At 29.9% G+C, this 19,326-nt stretch carries 21 protein-coding genes; 1 reads left to right on the top strand and 20 read right to left on the bottom strand.

The window, feature by feature from the left end; translation table 11 throughout:
• Positions 1-213 precede the first annotated feature (213 nt).
• The 12 genes from IC174_RS11835 to IC174_RS11885 form a co-directional block, all read right to left on the bottom strand.
• Complete coding sequence (locus tag IC174_RS11835; RefSeq protein WP_227482975.1) at positions 214-1,029, bottom strand: MBL fold metallo-hydrolase; 816 nt, start codon at positions 1,027-1,029, stop codon at positions 214-216.
• A gap of 177 nt (positions 1,030-1,206) precedes the next feature.
• Complete coding sequence (locus tag IC174_RS11840) at positions 1,207-2,658, bottom strand: glutamate synthase-related protein (protein WP_227433361.1); 1,452 nt, start codon at positions 2,656-2,658, stop codon at positions 1,207-1,209.
• 133 nt (positions 2,659-2,791) lie between these two features.
• Positions 2,792-3,178, bottom strand: a complete 387-nt coding sequence (locus tag IC174_RS11845) for a desulfoferrodoxin family protein (protein WP_227433362.1) — start codon at positions 3,176-3,178, stop codon at positions 2,792-2,794.
• 37 nt (positions 3,179-3,215) lie between these two features.
• Entirely contained in the window at positions 3,216-3,605 is a 390-nt protein-coding gene (locus IC174_RS11850; protein ID WP_227433363.1) for a Fur family transcriptional regulator, read from the bottom strand.
• A 31-nt stretch (positions 3,606-3,636) separates the two neighbouring features.
• Positions 3,637-4,173, bottom strand: coding sequence for a rubrerythrin (rbr, locus tag IC174_RS11855; protein ID WP_227433364.1), 537 nt, complete (start codon positions 4,171-4,173; stop codon positions 3,637-3,639).
• Between the two features lie 107 nt (positions 4,174-4,280).
• Positions 4,281-4,421, bottom strand: a complete 141-nt coding sequence (locus tag IC174_RS21390; RefSeq protein WP_413926929.1) for a [Fe-Fe] hydrogenase large subunit C-terminal domain-containing protein — start codon at positions 4,419-4,421, stop codon at positions 4,281-4,283.
• Entirely contained in the window at positions 4,376-4,540 is a 165-nt protein-coding gene (locus tag IC174_RS11860) for a [Fe-Fe] hydrogenase large subunit C-terminal domain-containing protein (RefSeq protein WP_413926625.1), read from the bottom strand. Before IC174_RS11860 ends, IC174_RS21390 begins: the two co-directional genes overlap by 46 nt.
• Positions 4,541-4,723: 183 nt before the next feature.
• Positions 4,724-5,026 carry a PTS sugar transporter subunit IIBC gene (locus tag IC174_RS11865; protein WP_227433365.1) on the bottom strand — a complete coding sequence of 101 codons (303 nt, stop codon included), beginning with the start codon at positions 5,024-5,026 and terminating at the stop codon, positions 4,724-4,726.
• Between the two features lie 21 nt (positions 5,027-5,047).
• Positions 5,048-5,458 (bottom strand): universal stress protein, encoded by a 411-nt coding sequence (locus tag IC174_RS11870; protein WP_227433366.1) that lies wholly within the window; start codon positions 5,456-5,458, stop codon positions 5,048-5,050.
• A 205-nt stretch (positions 5,459-5,663) separates the two neighbouring features.
• Positions 5,664-7,592, bottom strand: coding sequence for an EAL domain-containing protein (locus IC174_RS11875; RefSeq protein WP_227433367.1), 1,929 nt, complete (start codon positions 7,590-7,592; stop codon positions 5,664-5,666).
• Positions 7,593-7,781: 189 nt separating this feature from the next.
• On the bottom strand, positions 7,782-8,270 hold the full coding sequence (locus IC174_RS11880; RefSeq protein WP_227433368.1) for a flavodoxin family protein: 489 nt from the start codon (positions 8,268-8,270) through the stop codon (positions 7,782-7,784).
• Between the two features lie 114 nt (positions 8,271-8,384).
• The gene (locus tag IC174_RS11885; protein WP_227433369.1) at positions 8,385-9,395 is read right to left on the bottom strand and encodes a DUF4116 domain-containing protein; all 1,011 of its coding nucleotides are present in this window, start codon (positions 9,393-9,395) and stop codon (positions 8,385-8,387) included.
• Between the two features lie 512 nt (positions 9,396-9,907).
• Here IC174_RS11885 and IC174_RS11890 point away from each other — a divergent pair.
• Positions 9,908-10,252, top strand: a complete 345-nt coding sequence (locus IC174_RS11890) for a hypothetical protein (protein ID WP_227482976.1) — start codon at positions 9,908-9,910, stop codon at positions 10,250-10,252.
• 162 nt (positions 10,253-10,414) lie between these two features.
• Here IC174_RS11890 and IC174_RS11895 read toward each other — a convergent pair whose 3' ends face one another.
• The 8 genes from IC174_RS11895 to IC174_RS11930 form a co-directional block, all read right to left on the bottom strand.
• Positions 10,415-11,791 (bottom strand): sigma-54 interaction domain-containing protein, encoded by a 1,377-nt coding sequence (locus IC174_RS11895; RefSeq protein ID WP_227433371.1) that lies wholly within the window; start codon positions 11,789-11,791, stop codon positions 10,415-10,417.
• Between the two features lie 98 nt (positions 11,792-11,889).
• Positions 11,890-12,909: an electron transfer flavoprotein subunit alpha/FixB family protein gene (locus IC174_RS11900; protein ID WP_413926925.1), complete on the bottom strand. Its 1,020-nt coding sequence runs from the start codon at positions 12,907-12,909 to the stop codon at positions 11,890-11,892.
• A gap of 13 nt (positions 12,910-12,922) precedes the next feature.
• Positions 12,923-13,717, bottom strand: a complete 795-nt coding sequence (locus IC174_RS11905) for an electron transfer flavoprotein subunit beta/FixA family protein (RefSeq protein WP_227433373.1) — start codon at positions 13,715-13,717, stop codon at positions 12,923-12,925.
• A 10-nt stretch (positions 13,718-13,727) separates the two neighbouring features.
• The gene (acrC, locus tag IC174_RS11910) at positions 13,728-14,870 is read right to left on the bottom strand and encodes an acryloyl-CoA reductase (protein WP_227433374.1); all 1,143 of its coding nucleotides are present in this window, start codon (positions 14,868-14,870) and stop codon (positions 13,728-13,730) included.
• Positions 14,871-14,888: 18 nt separating this feature from the next.
• Complete coding sequence (locus IC174_RS11915) at positions 14,889-16,121, bottom strand: CaiB/BaiF CoA transferase family protein (RefSeq protein ID WP_227482977.1); 1,233 nt, start codon at positions 16,119-16,121, stop codon at positions 14,889-14,891.
• Positions 16,122-16,258: 137 nt separating this feature from the next.
• Positions 16,259-17,599 carry a GntP family permease gene (locus IC174_RS11920; RefSeq protein ID WP_227482978.1) on the bottom strand — a complete coding sequence of 447 codons (1,341 nt, stop codon included), beginning with the start codon at positions 17,597-17,599 and terminating at the stop codon, positions 16,259-16,261.
• A 100-nt stretch (positions 17,600-17,699) separates the two neighbouring features.
• A complete protein-coding gene (locus IC174_RS11925; RefSeq protein ID WP_227482979.1) occupies positions 17,700-18,494 on the bottom strand; it encodes an enoyl-CoA hydratase-related protein in 795 nt (264 codons plus the stop codon).
• Positions 18,495-19,097: 603 nt separating this feature from the next.
• Positions 19,098-19,256 carry a hypothetical protein gene (locus IC174_RS11930; protein WP_227433378.1) on the bottom strand — a complete coding sequence of 53 codons (159 nt, stop codon included), beginning with the start codon at positions 19,254-19,256 and terminating at the stop codon, positions 19,098-19,100.
• Positions 19,257-19,326: the final 70 nt, after the last annotated feature.

A 19,326-nucleotide genomic window follows, 5' to 3' on the forward strand; every position in this document is an offset into this window, starting at 1 on the left:
TACTAATGAAAATACTAAATAATTAAAAATAACTCTTCTTTCAACAAATTAATACTATACATTTCTATTTATCTTAAAATAAATACATAATATAAAAAAGATACTTTCTTTTAGAAAGTATCTTTTTGCTTTTAATTTATACACCTGTAGTTGTTGTTAATTCCCTTAATTTTTTTAAATAAAATTTATTTTTCCAAACTCATTATTAATATACTATATATTTATGGTTAATCCTACTCCAACTTCATTTACATTTAACATTTCATTCATCTTGGCTTTTACCTTAAAAGAAACACAGTGACAAGGATACAACATTTTTATTTCTTCTTTTTTTAAATATTGAATAGTACTATCTAGTCTATCATCCAATTCAAAAAGATGAAAACCACCCAAGGTTCCAGCAATTCTATCATCACCACATAATTTTTTGGCATACTCCACTATATTACAAATTCCACTATGAGAACATCCTGTAACAATAAAAACACCTTTATCGGTCTTACATGCTATAGCTGAATCATCTAAAACATAATCATCCTCCCATAAATCTTCTGATTTATATTTTCCTATTTTAGCTCTTTTTTCAAAATTATTTACAGATGGAATCTCTCCTAAGAATATACAATTTTCACTTATCTTAAAAGGTTTGTTAGTTGGTTCATACATAAAAGTATTTCTAACTTTCTCAATAGAAAATGGTGCTCCTATATTATCCTCCCCACATTTTTTAGGTTCAAAACAATTAGGGTGTGCTATAAGTTTAACTTTAGATAAATCATATTTATTTTCTAAAAATTGAATACCCCTTGTATGGTCATTATGTCCATGAGAAAAAATAATATGAGTCAAGTCACCTAAATCTATATCCATTTTTTCAGCATTTGATATAAATATTTCTGAATATCCTGCATCAAATAAAATTCTATTTCCATCAATTTCAATATAGTAACTAACTGCTGGTTCTCCAACAAAGTATCTATCAATATATGTATTATTATCAACGAGAACTTGTATCTGCATTTTTTCCATACTAATCACTCCTTAAATTGTTGTTTAGTTTAATAGTACGATATTACAAGGTATTTTACAATTTAATCTCTCCAATTTTCACATTAAAAAAGAGAATTCTATAATATAAAATTCTCTTTTTATAAAATCTATTTTCTTTTATAAACTCATATTTTTAAATAGTTTTCTTTATAAAATTTATACATGTTGTATATTCGTATAATTTGATATTTCAGAGTTAACTGTATATAAATCATCAACGCTCAAATCATGTATATCTTTATGACCAGAAATTCTAGCAAAAGTCTTAAGTTCTTCTAGACTAACATTTAAGAAATTTGCCACTCTATTTGCACTATTTTCTATATGTAATCTTTTTCTTAACTCCTCATCTTGAGTAGCTACTCCTACAGGACACTTACCAGAACCACATATACGATATTGTTGACACGCTGCTGCCATAAGTGCAGAACTAGCAATAGCAATTGCATCAGCTCCCATAGCTATAGCCTTAGCAAAGTCAGTAGATATACGAAGCCCACCTGTTATAACTAAATCTATATCTAATCCATGTGTATCTATGTATTTTCTAGCACGATAAAGAGCAAATATTGTTGGAACTGAAGTTGCATCCTTAAGTAACTTTGGACTTGCTCCAGTAGCTCCACCACGTCCATCAATAGTCATAAAATCAGGTTTAGCATAAGCTATAAATTCCATATCTCTCTCAATGTGCCCTGCTGAAATTTTAATACCAATTGGACGTCCTTCTGAAACTTCTCTAAGTTCATCTACAAGTTTCTTTAAGTCTTCTTTTGATTGTATTTCTTCAAAACAAGATGGGCTTATAACATCTTGCCCCACAGGTTTATTTCTAACTTTTGCAATTTCTTCAGTTACTTTTTCACCAGGAAGATGCCCTCCCATTCCAGGCTTTGTTCCCTGACCAATTTTTATCTCTATAGCATCAGAATTTTTAAGATTTTCTTCAGTTACACTATATTTGTTTGGTACATATTCAAAAATATACTTATATGAAGCTTCCTTTTCTTCTGGTAATATACCACCTTCGCCACTACACATAGCTGTTTTATTTTTAGCTGCACCTTTTGCTAAAGCTATTTTTAACTCTTTAGACAAAGCACCAAATGACATGTGAGAAATATAAACTGGATTTTCTATTACCATAGGCTTTTTTGCTTTTTTTCCTATTATCGTTGTTGTATTTACTTCATCATGTTCATTTAGCGGTAATGGATTTAATTGAGCTCCCATAATTAAAATATCATCCCAAGAAATTACTGGTAGTTTAGTTTTCATAGGCTCTATTATAGACTTTCCTGTAACAGCCATTTCATGAATTATATCCATATGTTGTTCAACTTCATCATCTCTTCTTAAATATGTATTTAAATAATTTAAATCGCCTGTTTTTTCACTACTCACATCAGATTTTTCTTGAACAGATGCTTCTATTTTATTTTCTTTCTTTTCTTCACCTTCAAAATACACTGTACTTATTTTTCCAAAATAACTACGACCCTTTGTACATACAGGACATGTCCAGTCTTCACTTAACTCATCCCATGTTTTATCATTTTTAGATTCATCATAAATATATCCACAAACACTACATTTATAAATTGACATATTATTTTCTCCTTATACGCTATTAATCTCAAAATAAATTAAGATTTGAGATTATATAAATTTATAGGAGGCTATTTTTATAGAAATAAATTTCTATTTTTTAGCCTCCTTTTTAATTCAGTTTATTTAAATATTACAATTCAGCTTTCCATAATCCATGTAAATTACAATAAGCATATGCAGATATTACTTTATCGTCATCATTCAAAGCAAATTTAACTACAGGTTCTCCATCTACTGCTAGACATTTACGTTGACCACCTTGTTCAGTCATAAGATACACCCATGCTATATGATGTTCTTTAGTCATTGGATGAGCAACACTACTCACTTTAACAGTAACATTATTTCCATCTACTTCAATCACAGGCACATGTTTTTCAACTGCTGCATCTGTTGTATTAGGAACAAGCTCTTTCATAGGCTTTCCACAACAGAAAACAGGAACACCTGCACTGTGTATCATCCCTATAAGATTACCACAAGTCTCACATATAAAAAATCTTTTTTCACTACACATAAACTCACCTCATTAATTATTTTTAGAATTTGAAAAGTTAACCTACTTGACTACACTTTCTACAATTATTACAAATCCCTTTAAAACTTATGTTATAAGATGTTATTTTTATGTCTGTTTCTTCTGATATTGATTCTTTTAAATTGCTAAGAATTTCAGATTCTAAATCGTACACCTCTCCACATACTTCACATATAATATGATAGTGATTTTCTATTCTACCATCAAATCTATCTGGATTTCCTGGAATACTAACTTTTTTTATAAAACCATGTTCTGTTAGCTGAGCTAAATTTCTATACACAGTCCCTAAGCTTAAGCTCGGATTATCTTTTTTTAGACTTTCATACAAACAATCAGCAGTAGGATGAACTGGATTATTTAATATTTCATTTAAAATCAGTTCTCTTTGTTTAGAAAATTTCATAGTTAACATTCCTTTTTAATTATAATAATTTTTAATAGTTTTCAGCTTTTATATTGAAATAAGCTTTTGGATGGTCACATACAGGGCATTTTTCTGGTGCTTCAGTACCTACATACACATGACCACAGTTTTGACATTGCCAAACAACTTCTTCTTCTCTTTTAAATATTTTTCCTTCATTTAGGTTTTCTAAAAGTTTTAAGTATCTTTCTTCATGTTCTTTTTCTATTCTTCCAACAGCTTCAAATAAATAAGCTATTTTGTCAAATCCTTCTTCTCTAGCTTCTTTAGCAAATGTTGCATACATGTCAGTCCACTCATAATTTTCACCTGCTGCTGCATCTTTTAAATTTTCTTCTGTTGAAGGCATTCCATCATGTAAAAGTTTAAACCATAGTTTTGCATGTTCTTTTTCATTGTTAGCAGTTTCCTCAAATATAGCAGCTATTTGATTGTAACCTTCTTTTTTAGCTTTTGATGCATAGTATGTATATTTATTTCTTGCTTCTGATTCCCCTGCAAATCCTGCCATTAAATTCTTTTCTGTTTTAGTTCCTTTTAAGTTCATAATTAATTCCTCCCCTTTTTAATAATAGTAATGATTACTATTTCTATATTTATATAGTATATTAATTTCCACATTTTGTCAACTATATATAATATTATTTTTTTTATTTAAATATTCTCATTTTCTAATATATTATTTAACATATAATTTTTAGAATTATATTCTGGATATAAATTTGGTATCAGTTCTGGATAAAATGTTTCTACAAACTTAACCCAAACTGGACAGCAACTTGTAAATTTAGTGATTTATCATTCTTTGTTATAAGCTCTATTAATTCAGATGCTTCTTCCATAATGGTTAAATCAGCTGAAAATGTAGTATCAAATACATAATCTGCCCCTAATTTTCTTAAAGCAGAAACCATCTTTTCTTCAACATATATTCATCCCTAAGTATTGCAAGATTGTCCTTTTCAATAGGAATTCTAACTTCAGTAAATGAGTGTTTCATCTAAATATTGTCTAATAACAAATATAATTTAATCCTCAATATTAAAAAAGCTTCAAGTAAATACTATTTACTTGAAGCTTTTCCTATATTTTTAAGATTAATTTAAATCTATTAAAATTTCATTTACTATAGATTTTGCATCACTTATTATATATTTTGGTTCGACCTCATAAAACTCCCTATCTATAAATCTATCAATCTTTTCTATACCCTCTATAGAATCACTTGTAACAAATAACACTATAGATGCATCTTCTATATCATACATAGAAAGTTCATTTTTTATACTTCCATCGTTTTGAATTTCATAAACTAAGTCAAACCCTAAAATATTTGCAGCTTCTTTAAGAGAATTTGAACTTTTTTCACTTTCACAAACTGCTGCTATTTTTTTATTCATATTTCAGATACCTCACTAATTCTACTCCGGTACAATCATTACTATACACTTTGCTTGTTTAACTACACTTGCTGTTACTGAACCTATCATTCGTGTTAGACCTTTTTTAGTAGATTTTGTCATAACTATAATATCTACATTATCTTCTTTTGCTTTTCTAATTATTTCATCTCCTGGATAACCAAAAGTAAAATGAACTTTAACATCATACTCTCCCATTATCTCTGCTGCTCTGTCCAGGATTCGTCTTCCTAAGTTCTCAGAATTCTTTATCTCTTCAGCTAGGGATATGCCATCAATAAATACTAGTTCTTTTACATTCATTATTTCCACTTCGACTTCATCTTTTTTGAATATTCCTTGTATAAATTCCAAAGAATGCATACTTCTTTCTGTTCCATCAATTGGTACTAATATTTTCTTTTTATTCATGTCACATCTTCCTTTCTTACGTTAGAATAATTAAGTAAAATATATATTTTAAGCTATAAAAATATATAATAAATCTTTACTCTAGGAATTAATATTAAATATTAATAATATATATAATAATTTTAATATTTATTATTGTGTTAATTTTATAATATTTAGCTAATAGTGTCAATGAACAAAATTGTAATTAAAAAAATAAAGGGTATTAAACTGTAAAAGCATTTTCTCTCAACAAATCCCTTAAAATTTCCTCTGGAACAGGTTTAGAAAAATAATACCCTTGTAAATATTCACAATTCATAGACTTTAAATCTTTAGCGTATTCAATGGTTTCAACACCTTCTGCTACAGCTTTCATATTTAATTTATTTATAAGAGATATAATAGTTTCAACTGTGAGTTTATGCTTACTATCTTCATTCATAGACCAAATCAGACTCTTATCTAACTTAATTACTGAAAATGGTAAGGAAAGCATATTAGTAACTCCAGAATAACCTATCCCAAAATCGTCAAGTGCAAATTTAACCCCTAAAGTAATTAATTTTTCCATTGTCTCTCTAATTATATTAAATGAACCTGATGCCACAGTTTCTGTAATTTCAAGTTTAAATTTATTTGGTGACACTTTGTATTTTTTCATAATATCAAACAAATCATCAGCCAAATTCTTTTGCATGCATTGTACTACAGAAAGATTGACAGCTATGGTATCTAACTTTAAATCTTCAAAATCATCACTAGCTATAAATTTACATACCTTCTCAAAAACCACTAACCCAATTGAATTAATAAGACCTGTCTGCTCTGCAATTGGTATAAATTCATCTGGTGGTATAAACCCTAACTCTTTATGTTCTAGCCTAATCAAAGCCTCTGCTAAAGCAAATCTATCTTTACTAGTAGAAAATATAGGCTGATAATATACATCAAAGCCATCATTTTCTAGAGCTTCTTTCAAACAATTTTTTATTATATGTTTTTTCTTTATCTTTTCACTTATAGATGCATCTGCATAAATAACTTGTCTTGATTCAGAGCGTTTTGCTTCATGTATAGAGAAATCAATTGCAACTATAACATCTTCTGTCGTTTCAGCATTTTCTGGAAAAGAAACAACTGCAATACTAGTTGATAAGTTAAAACTTATCTCTTCTATTAGCCATGCTTTTTTAAATCTTTCTTCTATCTGTTTAGTAATTTTCTCTGGAGATATACCTAACTGGCTATTAACAACAATAGAAAATATATCTCCTCCTATTCTATACACATGATTTACATCATGAATATGAATCAAATATTTACCAACCTCTTTTAATGCAATATCTCCATTTTTAGTTCCAAAGGTTTCATTCATAAATTTGAAATCATCAAGAGCAATTGTAATGATAAATCCTGATTGTTCAGTATTTATATTTAAATCTAGTTCTTGAATAAAGGATTGTCTATTAAGTACACCAGTAAGGTCATCAATGATAAGACCTCTATTCTGCATGGAGAGATATGTCAAGAGCAAACTACATGCACATGCTGTTCCTGTAAGAAGATACTGTAAAAAAATTGCCTGCAAAATAATTGCTATAATTGAAACTATGAGAAAACCTCTAATAGCCCATATTTTAGATTCATGCATTGCTTTTTTGTATTTAAAAGATAAAAATGCCGAATATATTGCATAAAAGAAAAATGATAAAAAAGTTGCAGCATATCCATAACCACGTACATAACCTGTTTCTTTTGACAGTCCAAATAAAATGTGTGTAAAAGGATTAGTTATAGATAGAATCATACAAATTATAAGTGGTATAGATAAAAATAAAAGCTTTTTTTTCATATATCTAATATCTTGATAAATAATAGCCATGACATAAAATAATACAAGAGCCGCTGGTATTGGCAATAAAAATAAATATATTTGATTCAATGAAGCAGTTAAAAAAATTGGAAGTTTGTCTATATTATTTAGACAAAGTGAGCCTAAAACATTTGAAATTATGAATAAAAATGAACAAATTAAAAGTGCACAATATATTTTATTTTGTAAAGTAGGTATAAATTTACTTTTAAAAAAGTATACCATCAAAAAAATAACTATAATTGCAGAAAAAATTTCATATTCTATATGCCATACCATAAACTTACCTCACTATTATCGTTTAATTTTATCTATTTTATTTAATATAATATGTTTACAATCATATTATAATTCATATTGATAGCATATTGAGTAATTTTATGGAAAATTTTTATTTGTATACAATTTTTACCTTAAATCCCCATTAAAACATTAAACTTATTTCAAGCATTGTTATGTATATAGAAATTAAGCAAATAATTCTTTTGCTTTTGTAGCAATTCTTTCTCCAAATATTACAGCTTTTTCGTCTTGTATTTCTGGTCCTTCAATTGAATGTACATGTCCTAAATGTATAAATGGTTTTCCTAAAGAGCCACCTCCAGAGTACACAAGCATTCCCTTAACCATTAAATGCCCTACTATAGTAAGAATTGCTACATCAGGACCTCCACAGACATAGTCACATGTAGCAAAAACTGCTCCCAACTTGCCAGCTAGATTTATCTTTTTTGAATCCTCATCAAACCATTTTTTTACTTCCCAAGTTGTATTAGCTAAATATGTTGGTGTTCCAAATATTACTGCTTTACTTTCATTTAAATACTCTGTATCAATACTATCTAATCTCATAAGTCTAACTTCTATTCCGTCTACCTTTTTAGCACCATCTTCTATTAACTTAGCTACCCTTTCTGTGTTTCCACTTCTTGTTTGATACAATATTGTAATTTTCAATTTCAATCCCTCCTTAATGTGTAATAAAAATAATTTATTATATGTCAAATTATAGCACTTATTTTACTATCCTACAAAGAACTATCCAATTATTATTTAATTAACTATTTTATATTAAAAAATCCCCAAACTCACCTTTAACTTATTTATTTCAATCTCAACTATATCTGATATATCTTCAAAAGACATGCCTCTATCATGAAGTTTTCCTGCAATTTTGATTTTTGCATTTTCTTCTCCTTTTTTAATCAAAGCTCTATTTTCTTTTTCTATTACATTTCTAACGTATCTTTTTGCAAATGGCTCATTGCCATCGCATAAAACTTTATATTTTTCTTTATCTCCTTTGACAAAACTAAGAGCTCTTTTATCTTGTTTAACAGCCTCTGTGCAAATTTCTTCTGTTTGTTCTTTCACAAATTTTAGAGCCATTCCATATTGTCTCACTGCTTTCAAGCATATTCCAACAGTCTGTTCCTTTACAAATTCTAAAGCCATACCGTTTTGTCTTACAGCTCTTAGACATATTGTTTCTGTCTGATTTTTTACAAACTTCAAATCAAGCCCATTTTGTCTTACTGCTTCCATACATATTTCTTCTGTCTGATTTTCCACCCATTTTAGGTTATAACTACATTGTTTAACTGCTTCCATACATATTTTATCTGTTTGATTTTTTACCCTTGCTAATCCAAATTCACTATTTCTAACTGCTTCTATACATATTTCTTCTGTTTGCTCTTTTACAAATGCTAAAGCTGTGCCATTTTTTTCAACAGCTCTTAAACATAATTCTTCTGTCTGATTTTCTATATATTTTAATGCTGTTCCATCTTGACTAAGTGCTAACATACATATTTCTTCTGTTGGATCTTCAACAAATTCTAACATTCTCCAATCTTGCTTGACTGCTTCTATACATATTTTTTCTGTTTGATTATCAACACACTTTATTGCATTACAATTTTGTTTAACAGCCTCCAGACATATCTTTTCTGTTTGATTTTTTATGTATATTAAATTTAATCCATTTTGCTTTACTATTTCTAAATACTCATCTTCTGTTTTATTGTCAAAGTCATCATTATCTATTGATTCAAATATATCATTTTTATTCTCTTGCATATTTTAAGTTCACTCCTTATAAATTTTATAAAATTCAATAAATTTACTATCATTTTTATTTTATCAAATAATATAAGAATTTTTCAGTCTTGTTTTTTTTTATAAAATCATTTGTGTGTTAAAAAATAAATTAATTGCTTTAATTCCAGTATACAATACCCAAAATATGTGGTATATTTTAACTATAATATATTTTTATATATTACAGTTGAGATATTTAAAGTTAAATTTATATAAAATACCTTTATTTATATATCATCTTTATTTATATATCATTTAGATTGGATATATTTTTTATTTTCTTTTTTAGTTTTTCGGGTTAGTAAGGGGTTAGTAATTTAGATTTTCATAGGAAATTATTTTTAAAATTAGTTTTTATTTATAGCTAATTTATTTATGTTGTAATTAAATAAAACTAAATATAATTTAAATAATTCCTTGAGATAAATTTAATAAAACTTAGAGTCCTTATCTAAGCTTAAAATACTAAAATTATTAGGAGGATATAAATTATGGACCAAATTAAGCGCTTACACGAATTGCAACAAAAGTCATACTTAACTAAAGAAGAATTTGAGGAGTTAAAAAACAACACATATATTGAAAAATTTGAATTGAGAGATGAATGTGACAACTCTTATATTTATAATTTTTACACTAATGATAAATGTAATGATATAAAATTTATAAAATCACAATTTATTGTTACTCTTATAAAAAACGGTTTTTTATGTGATTGTGGTGGTGTATTTAGACAAAAGAAAATAGTTGATGAATATAATTACGGATATAATGCTATATATAAATGTGATTCTTGTGGAAAAGAACTTGATAAAGAAGTGGAAAATTATGATTAAATAATAAGATAAATATTTTAAAACATTTTTTATAAATATTAAATAAAGTAAAAATCACTCTAATTTTGAACTATACCCACTGTTTTGTACAGTTAAAACAGTGGGTATGGTTCACTGTATAAGGGTGATTTTTTGTGTGCCTTAATCTTAATTCAAGTCATCTTAATTGTTTAATTCAATTTCATACTTTTTTATTTTCTTATACAAAAGACTTTTGTGTATTCCCATAACCTCTGCTGCCTTGGAACATTTCCAATTGTACTTCCTTAACACATCAATAATTAAACTCTTCTCATAATTTTCAACCATTTCATGAATTGAGCAATTACTATCCACATTACATTGAGCTACTCTGCTTATATTATCCATTTTAGATGGAAGGTCACACATCATAATGACCATATCATCACTTACAGCATAAGCACTTTTTATTACATTTTGCAGTTCTCTTATATTTCCTGGCCAAATATAGTTAATAAAACAATTTTTAACTTTATCACTTAAAACCTTCAATTCCTTATATTCAACATTTAATTTATTTAGTATATAATTTGCTAACAATAAAATATCATCTTGTCTGTCCTTTAATTCCATCATATGAATATTTATTACATTTAACCTATAGTATAAATCTTCTCTAAATAATCCCTCTTCAACCATTTTACTTAAATTCTTTCTTGTAGCAGAGATTACTCTTACATCTATTTTTATAGTTTTAAGACCTCCAACTGGTTCTATTTCACTTTCCTGAAGAACTCTTAAAAGTTTTGCTTGCATGGTCAAAGGCATGTCACCTATTTCATCTAAGAAGATTGTGCCATTATTTGCAACTAAAAACTTACCTTTTTTGCCTCCTTTTTTTGCTCCTGTAAAAGCTCCTTCGTCATACCCAAATAGCTCTGATTCTAATAGTTCTTCTGGTATTGCAGCACAGTTTATACTAACCATAGGCTTGTCTGCTCTACTGCTATTATTGTGAATTGCTCTAGCAAAGACTTCTTTACCTGTACCTGTTTCACCTGTTAAAAGCACTGAGAAGTTCGTTTTAGAAGCTTTCATACCTGTTTTCTTAAGTTCTATGAAATCTCTATTTTCACCTATGAGCTTGTCAAAACTACATTTATCCTTGAACTGTTCTTTATAATATTGGAGTTCCATATATTCTGACATTAACTTTTTAGCTACATCAAAGGATTGTAATCTAAATTTAACTTGAGCTACCCCTGCAACTACTTCTCCATTATCATTCTCCACATAAGACCTACTTACTATTACACTTTTTTCTTTTGTTTTTCCACCTGAGTAATGGTGTATAGCTCCTTCTTCACAATATTTATCTCTCATAATATCTAACATTTTTGTATTTGGTATAATACTTTGTATATTGTGTCCTATTATATCGTCTCTTTCTTTCCCTAAGAAGTCACAATATTTATCGTTAATATCTATGATTACTCCATCTTTATTTACAACAATAAAACCATCATCAGTCATGGATAATACTCTTGCAAATATATCCTTATACCAGTGCTCTTTCATTGTTTCATCCCTCCACTATAACCTTCAGCAAAAATAATAAGTCTTACAATACAATATTATAAGACTTACCATTCTATATATTCAATGTTTTCTAGAAGTTACCTATTTAATGATTCTATCATTTCAGGTAGAATTTCATATAAATCCCCTACAATTCCATAGTCACATATACTGAAAATAGGTGCCTTTGAATCTTTATTTATAGCAACTATATATTTAGAATCACTCATACCTGCTAAATGCTGTATTGCTCCAGATATCCCGCACGCAATGTATAACTCTGGTCTAACAGTAGTTCCTGTTTGTCCCACTTGATGAGAATGTTCTATCCACCCTGAATCTACTGCCGCTCTTGAAGCACCAATTTCTGCCCCCAATTTATCAGCTAATTCTTTTATTAGTTCAAATCCTTCTGCCCTCTTTAATCCTCTTCCTGCTGATACTATTATTCTAGCATCAGTTAGATTTATAGATTTCTTTTCTTTTGGAAGAATTTCTACTAATCTAGTTCTAATCATTTTTTCATTAAGTTCTGGAGTAACAACCTCTAAAACTCCAGTCTTTGATTCAGTTCTTACAGCTTTTGCCATAACACCTGGTCGAACTGTTGACATCTGTGGTCTATTTTTTGGACAAACAATAGTAGCCATTAAATTTCCACCAAAGGCTGGTCTTGTTTGTAATAACTTATTATCTGTTGAATCTATTTCAAGTTTTGTACAGTCAGCAGTTAGACCTGTTCCAACTTTACCTGCAATTCTAGGTGCGATATCTCTTCCTATAGAAGTAGCTCCAACTAGTACAACCTCTGGCTTTTTCTCTTCAATTAAACCTGCAATTGAAATTGCATATCCATCAGTTGTGAAATCTTTAAGAAGAGGGTCGTTGATATAATAAGCTTTATCAACACTATAGTGAAGTAACTCCTTTACTTCTTTCTCTACTTCATATCCAGCTATTACAACTGCAAGCTCTTTTCCTAATTGGTCAGCAAGCTTTCTTCCTTCACCAATAAGTTCTATAGTAACAGGATTTATTTTACCTTCCCTTTGCTCTCCTATTACCCAAACACCATTATAATCATTTAAATTTATACCTTGATTAACTTTTGCTCTCATCATCTTAACACTCCTATACTAGTTTCAAATCGAATAGTATTTCTATTAGTTTCTCAGCTTTTTCCTTTTTATTTATACCTTCGATTATTTCATTATGCTTGTCTTTAACTGGTACAAAAGACTTGTAAACATTTGTAGGCGAACCCTTTAATCCAATTTGAGTTGTATCAACAGCTAAGTCTTCAAGTGTTAACACAGTAATCTTTGCATCTCCATTATTGTAAGCTTCTAAGATTCCTTTGACACTTGGATATCTTGGATTATTTAACTCTTTTATAGCAGTTAATAAAACTGGCATCTTTGCTTCTATTAAATAATCTCCTGTCTCTGTATAACGAGTTACTAGTAATTTATCATCTTGAACCTTTACTTCTTTTGCATATGTAACCTGTGGGACACCTAAGAATTCTGCAACCTCTGGTCCAACCTGAGCTGTATCTCCATCTATAGCTTGTCTTCCACAGAATATTACATCATACTTTCCAACCTTCTCTATAGCAGCAGCAATAATTGTAGATGTAGCCCAAGTGTCTGAACCACCAAAAGCTCTATCTGAAATTAAATATGCTTCGTCAGCACCCATTGCCAAAGCTTCTTTTAAAGCACTTTTAGCTTGAGGGGGTCCCATGCTTACAACCTTAATCACTGCTCCTAGTTCATCTTTTATTTTTAAAGCTTCTTCTAAAGCATTTCTATCATCTGGATTGATTATACTTGGTACACCATCTCTTATTAGAGTACCTGTCTCTTTATTTATTTTAACTTCGTTAGTATCTGGAACTTGCTTTAAACAAACAACTATATTCATGCTCTTCCTCCTATCCTAGTACTGCTCTTGAAATAACAACCTTGTGTATTTCTGAAGTACCTTCGTAAATTTCTGTTATCTTGGCATCTCTGTACATTCTCTCTAATGGATAATCCTTCATATATCCATATCCTCCATGGATTTGAAGAGCTAGGTTTGTAACCTCTCTTGCAGTACGTGACGCATTGTATTTTGCCATAGCAGCTTCTTTAGTGTGTCTTTCCCCTCTAGCTTTCAAGTCTGCAGCATAATATACTAACAACTTTGCTGATTCCACCATAGTCGCCATATCTGCTATATACCATTGAATACCTTGCAAAGCTGAAATTGGCTTGCCAAACTGAACTCTTTCTTTAGAATATTTGATACTCTCTTCTAAAGCACCTTCCGCAATTCCTACAGCTTGAGCTCCAACTCCAATTCTTGCTCCATCTAGACAAGTCATAGCTATGTTAAAGCCTTTCCCTTCTTTTCCTAATAAATTAGACTTTGGAACTCTACAATTATCAAATATTAACTCTGCAGTTTCTGAACCATGGATACCCATTTTTTCTTCAATTTTTCCTATTGAAAAACCTGGCGTACCTTTGTCAACGATGATAGCAGACATGCCCTTTATTCCCTTTGATGGCTCTGTCAATGCAAATATTATTAATGATTCTGCTTGACCTCCACCAGAAATAAAACACTTAGTCCCATTTAAGACGTATTCATCAGTTGCTTCATCAATAATTGCAGTTGTTGCAGCTCTTGCAGCATCTGAACCAGCATTAGGCTCAGTTAAAGCAAAGGCACCTACACACCCACCTTCAGCCATCATTGGAAGGTATTTTTTCTTTTGTTCCTCAGTACCAAATTTCAAAATAGCTTGAGCGTATATTGTGTGTATTGATAATATTGCTGCAGATGCTGCACATTTTTTGGCAACCTCAGTAACAACAATTACCTTTTCTATATCTGCTCCACCAGAACCGCCATACTCTACAGGTGTTCCAATACCATTAAAGCCTATTTTAGCCATTTTGCTAAAAAGCTCTCTTGGAAAAATACCTGTTCTATCTGTTTCAGCAGCTATTGGTGCTATTTCATTCTCTGCAAATTCTTTTGCTACTCTTTGAAGCATTAGTTGTGCTTCTGTTAATCTAAAATCCATAAAATTTCCTCCTATTCATTAACGTACTTCACATGTTTCTTTATTCATTGCTACAATTCCAGACTCAATTAGAACTTCTATATCAGAATCACTGTATCCAAGCTCTCTCAATATCTCATCTGAATGTTCTCCTATAAGTGGAGCATCACAAGTCATGTTAACTTCAATGTTCCCAAACTTAACTGGAGTGGATGCAAGCATTGTCTTATTTCCATTTTTACTTGTATGTTCATATATATAGTTATTAGCAATAGCTTGTTCATCAGTTACCACATCATTAACATGTTGAATTCTCTCATGGGCTATATCCGCAGTAGTAAGCTTTTCAACCATCTCATTTTGAGTAAATTTTGCAAATTCACCATCCAAAATATTAATAAGTTCTGTAGCATTTTTCTTACTTTCTACTGAAGATGCAAATTTCTCTTCTTTTATTAAATCTTCTCTTCCAAATAATCTGCAAAGTGCCTCAAAATATCTTTCATGCTCTAGAATGCTTAAGAATATCCACTTTCCATCCTTACAACGATAAGAGTTTATTACTGGAGAAATGGCATTTTTTCTAGTTTTTGGATACTCATCACTAAACTGTGTAGATGCTAATAAAGATGATGCATTCCATATTGCTTGTCCAAATAAAGATGCCATTACTTTTTGTCCTTTTCCAGTCTTAGCTTGTTGGTATAAAGCTGCACATATACCTCCAGATAAACTGCAAGAAGTTGTGGCATCTCCAAAGGCTATAGGTGGGTTTATTGGACTTGTATCCTTCTCTGCAATATCAAGCATAGCTCCACTTCTTGCCCAAAAAGCAACTGTATCAAAACCTGCATTATCCTTAGCAGGTCCGAAATCACCAAAACCATTTATTTGTCCCCAGATAAGATGTGGATGCTTTTTACTTAATGATTCATAGTCAAGACCTAGTCTTTTTAGCGCTCCTGTTCTATAGCTTGAAACAAATACGTTTGCTTCACTTAAAAGCTTATCCATAATTTCAATTCCAGCCTCACTCTTAAGATTTATAGACAAGCCTCTTTTATTTGAATTATATGTGCTGTAAAAAGGATTATTATAATCATCTATTGGCATTGTCATTGTTGCCCCTGTCTTTCTTCCTGGGTCTCCAAAGCTTGGCTCTACCTTAATAACATCAGCACCCCAGTCAGCTAATATTTTAGAAGTACCTGGACCTGCTACAAAATATGTTAAGTCAATGACCTTAACTCCTTCTAATGGTTTATTTAACACTTTCAATTCCTCCTTATACTGTCAACTTGGTATTTTAAATATGGTATTTATGTTATTAAAACATAAAATTTATTATACATACTTTGAAAATTGATTCTACAATATCAAAATATAATTTATACTTTTTATCTTTTCTGTTATGGTAATCCTGGGAACATCGTAAACAGAAGAACTGCTACTACAGTTCCAATAATCGGGGTTAAAACAGTTACCCAGAATATTGGCATATAAGCATCCTTATGTGATTCATTACATAGACCATTTGTTACAGTAACGATATATCCATTATGTGGAAGTGAATCTAATGCTGCTGACGAAATTGCCATAGTTCTAGTTAATGCAGCAGCAGAAACACCCTTAGCTAAAAATACTGGTCCAAGAAGTGGAGCCGCAATTCCAAGTCCACCTGAAGCTGACCCACAGATACCTGCAATAACTGTAGTCCCAACTGCAGCCCCTGCAATAGGAGGTCCAGGAATATTAGTCATAGCATTAACTATGAAGTCAAAACCAACTGCTGATTTTACAACTGAGCCAAATGCAACTACAGCACAAGTATTACATATTGCTACTACTGTAGTTTTACATGCATCACCAACATGTCCAACTATTTTGGTATTATCTTGATATTTATTTAACAATAAATACACTAATAAAGCTCCAATAAATACTCCTACCTCAATTGGTACTATTGCTTTTCCATTAATTTTCACATTGATTATCAAGATTGATACTATTAATGGAATTAATGCAATTAGACCATTAGGACCATTTTCTCTCTTGGAATTAGTTGCTGCTACTTCATCAAATGTATCTGATTCATGTGCTATAAAATGCCCACCATTAGCCTTTTCTTTTGAAACCATTTTGTATAAAATAATGCTTCCAACTATAAACATTACTGCACATGATATAAATCCATTTACTGCTCCAGCCATAATATCTGTTCCTAATGTTGAAGCTGGGACAATATTCTGAATCTGAGGTGCCCCTGGTGCAACCATAGCAAAAGTTGAACATCCAAAAGTCAAGGCTGCTGGTATAAATCGTCGTGGCAAATCAGCTTCTTTAAAAATTTCTAAAGCTATCGGAAACACAGCAAAACTTACAACAAAAACGCTTACTCCCCCATAGGCTAATATTCCACAAGCTATTGGAATAGAAAGTAATGCTTTATCCTTCCCAATCCATCTTACAATCATCTTAGCAATAGATTTTGCTCCTCCAGTAATCTCCATTATTTTTCCCATTAAGGTACCTGTTAGGAAAATAAAGAAATTTGCCTGAAGAAATCCAACAAATCCTGTCATATAATCCACCTTAAGTGCATCATACACATTTAAATTTCCTGTTATAGCAACTAATAATGAACATACAATTGCTATTATAAAAATATTTACGCCCTTCATAACCATTACAACTAGAAGGGATAGGGCTATGATAATCCCTACTAAACTTATAATTACTCCCGTATTCATAAATTAACTCCTTTTAAAATTAAACTATAAAACTATATGTATTTTTTCACGAAATTTAGATTTTAAATATGTTCTATATTTGTTTCAATAGTTATAATAGCTACTTATTTTCAAAAATCGGTTTTCTCTTTTCTATAAAGGCATTCATTCCTTCTTGCTTATCTCTTGTAGCAAAAGTTAAACCTGCAATATCTTTCTCTAATTCAAGAGCATTTTTTAAATCCATATCTATCCCCTTATTAATAACAACTTTTGCATATCTTATTGCTATTGGTGCTTTTTCAACTATTTGGTTCATCATATTCATCGACTCTTGTAAAAGCAAATCACTTGGAACCACTTTATTAATAAGACCAATAGATTTAGCTTCTTCTGCATCTACTTGCCTTCCTGTAAAAATTAATTCTTTGGCTATCCCAGTTCCAACAAGTCTTGATAATCTTTGAGTTCCACCAAAACATGGAATGACTCCTAAATTAACTTCAGGTTGCCCAAATATAGCCTTTTCTGATGCAATTCTAATGTCACAGCTCATAGCAAGTTCACATCCACCACCTAATGCATATCCATTAACTGCTGCTATTACTGTTTTCTCAAGAGCTTCAATTTTATCGAAAATCCCTTGGGCATAACCTGCATATTTTCTGCCTTCTTCACTTTTATAGTTTTGCATCTGACGTATGTCAGCTCCAGCTACAAAAACTTTGCCTTCTCCAGTAATAATAACTCCTAATATTTCATCCTTTTCTGATACTACATCAATAACTTGAGATAATTCTCTAAGAGTGTCATTGTTAAGAGCATTTAAAGCTTTAGGTCTATTTATAGTAATAACACAGACTTTATCCTTAACTTCCACCTTAAGATTTTTCAAATTGTCCATTACAAATCCCATCATATTCCCCCCATTATTTATTGTTATTTTTTCTACACTTTCTTGTTAATATATAGTAGCAAGTTCTACGCCAACTTATATTTAATTTCTCTATTTTTGTTAAAAAACTGTTTTTTTTGATAAAATAAACAAAATATACATAAATTTCACTGAATTTTTAATAATTTTTAACTTTAGAATTGATTAGATTGTAATTCACGAAAGAATTTTTATCCAACAAAACCCATAAAACAATATTTTTGTCTCATTTTCGAGAAAATACTTAAAAAACACAGTCTCATTTTTGAGAATGCGGTCTCACTTTTGATATTTTCACTAAAATAGTTTAGGTAATATATTCACAAGTTTATTTGAACTCTAATAAAGAAGCCTTTATTCAACATATAAATAGTTTATTCTCTATTAATTTGAGTAGTTAATATTTTAGCTTAATATATCTATGTATCTGTTCCAATATTATAAATTTTTTAACGAAAATAGGAAAATCCAAAAAGACTTAGTGTCTAAATAGATTTTCCTATCTTAAATGCTTCTGATAATTTTAGATTTGATTTACAATTTTTAGAAGATAATGAATATTATATTTATACTTTTCCTCTAAAATTAGATAACTCCATTTTCTTTTAAATCATTTATTTTACCACTATCAAAGCCAAGCCAACTTCTATAAATCTCCTCATTATTTTCTCCTAAAGATGGCGCTGGTACATTAATTTGAGCTTTTGTTGTCATCAACTTAACTGGATTTCCATTGACTCTCATATCTCCTATAATAGGATGTTTAATATCTACAATATTTTATAAGATATATTTTTATAGAACAATTTTTATA

It is taken from the genome of Clostridioides sp. ES-S-0001-03 (assembly GCF_020676075.1).
In the GTDB taxonomy this organism is placed as follows: domain Bacteria; phylum Bacillota; class Clostridia; order Peptostreptococcales; family Peptostreptococcaceae; genus Clostridioides.

Coding starts and splice junctions, on each gene's coding strand:
- IC174_RS11835 (WP_227482975.1), bottom strand. CDS start 1,029: ATGGAAAAAATGCAGATACAAGTTCTCGTTGATAATAATACATATATT.
- IC174_RS11840 (WP_227433361.1), bottom strand. CDS start 2,658: ATGTCAATTTATAAATGTAGTGTTTGTGGATATATTTATGATGAATCT.
- IC174_RS11845 (WP_227433362.1), bottom strand. CDS start 3,178: ATGTGTAGTGAAAAAAGATTTTTTATATGTGAGACTTGTGGTAATCTT.
- IC174_RS11850 (WP_227433363.1), bottom strand. CDS start 3,605: ATGAAATTTTCTAAACAAAGAGAACTGATTTTAAATGAAATATTAAAT.
- rbr (WP_227433364.1), bottom strand. CDS start 4,173: ATGAACTTAAAAGGAACTAAAACAGAAAAGAATTTAATGGCAGGATTT.
- IC174_RS11860 (WP_413926625.1), bottom strand. CDS start 4,540: ATGGTTTCTGCTTTAAGAAAATTAGGGGCAGATTATGTATTTGATACT.
- IC174_RS11865 (WP_227433365.1), bottom strand. CDS start 5,026: ATGAATAAAAAAATAGCAGCAGTTTGTGAAAGTGAAAAAAGTTCAAAT.
- IC174_RS11870 (WP_227433366.1), bottom strand. CDS start 5,458: ATGAATAAAAAGAAAATATTAGTACCAATTGATGGAACAGAAAGAAGT.
- IC174_RS11875 (WP_227433367.1), bottom strand. CDS start 7,592: ATGGTATGGCATATAGAATATGAAATTTTTTCTGCAATTATAGTTATT.
- IC174_RS11885 (WP_227433369.1), bottom strand. CDS start 9,395: ATGCAAGAGAATAAAAATGATATATTTGAATCAATAGATAATGATGAC.
- IC174_RS11890 (WP_227482976.1), top strand. CDS start 9,908: ATGGACCAAATTAAGCGCTTACACGAATTGCAACAAAAGTCATACTTA.
- IC174_RS11895 (WP_227433371.1), bottom strand. CDS start 11,791: ATGAAAGAGCACTGGTATAAGGATATATTTGCAAGAGTATTATCCATG.
- IC174_RS11900 (WP_413926925.1), bottom strand. CDS start 12,909: ATGAGAGCAAAAGTTAATCAAGGTATAAATTTAAATGATTATAATGGT.
- IC174_RS11905 (WP_227433373.1), bottom strand. CDS start 13,717: ATGAATATAGTTGTTTGTTTAAAGCAAGTTCCAGATACTAACGAAGTT.
- acrC (WP_227433374.1), bottom strand. CDS start 14,870: ATGGATTTTAGATTAACAGAAGCACAACTAATGCTTCAAAGAGTAGCA.
- IC174_RS11920 (WP_227482978.1), bottom strand. CDS start 17,599: ATGAATACGGGAGTAATTATAAGTTTAGTAGGGATTATCATAGCCCTA.
- IC174_RS11925 (WP_227482979.1), bottom strand. CDS start 18,494: ATGGGATTTGTAATGGACAATTTGAAAAATCTTAAGGTGGAAGTTAAG.
- IC174_RS11930 (WP_227433378.1), bottom strand. CDS start 19,256: ATGAGAGTCAATGGAAATCCAGTTAAGTTGATGACAACAAAAGCTCAA.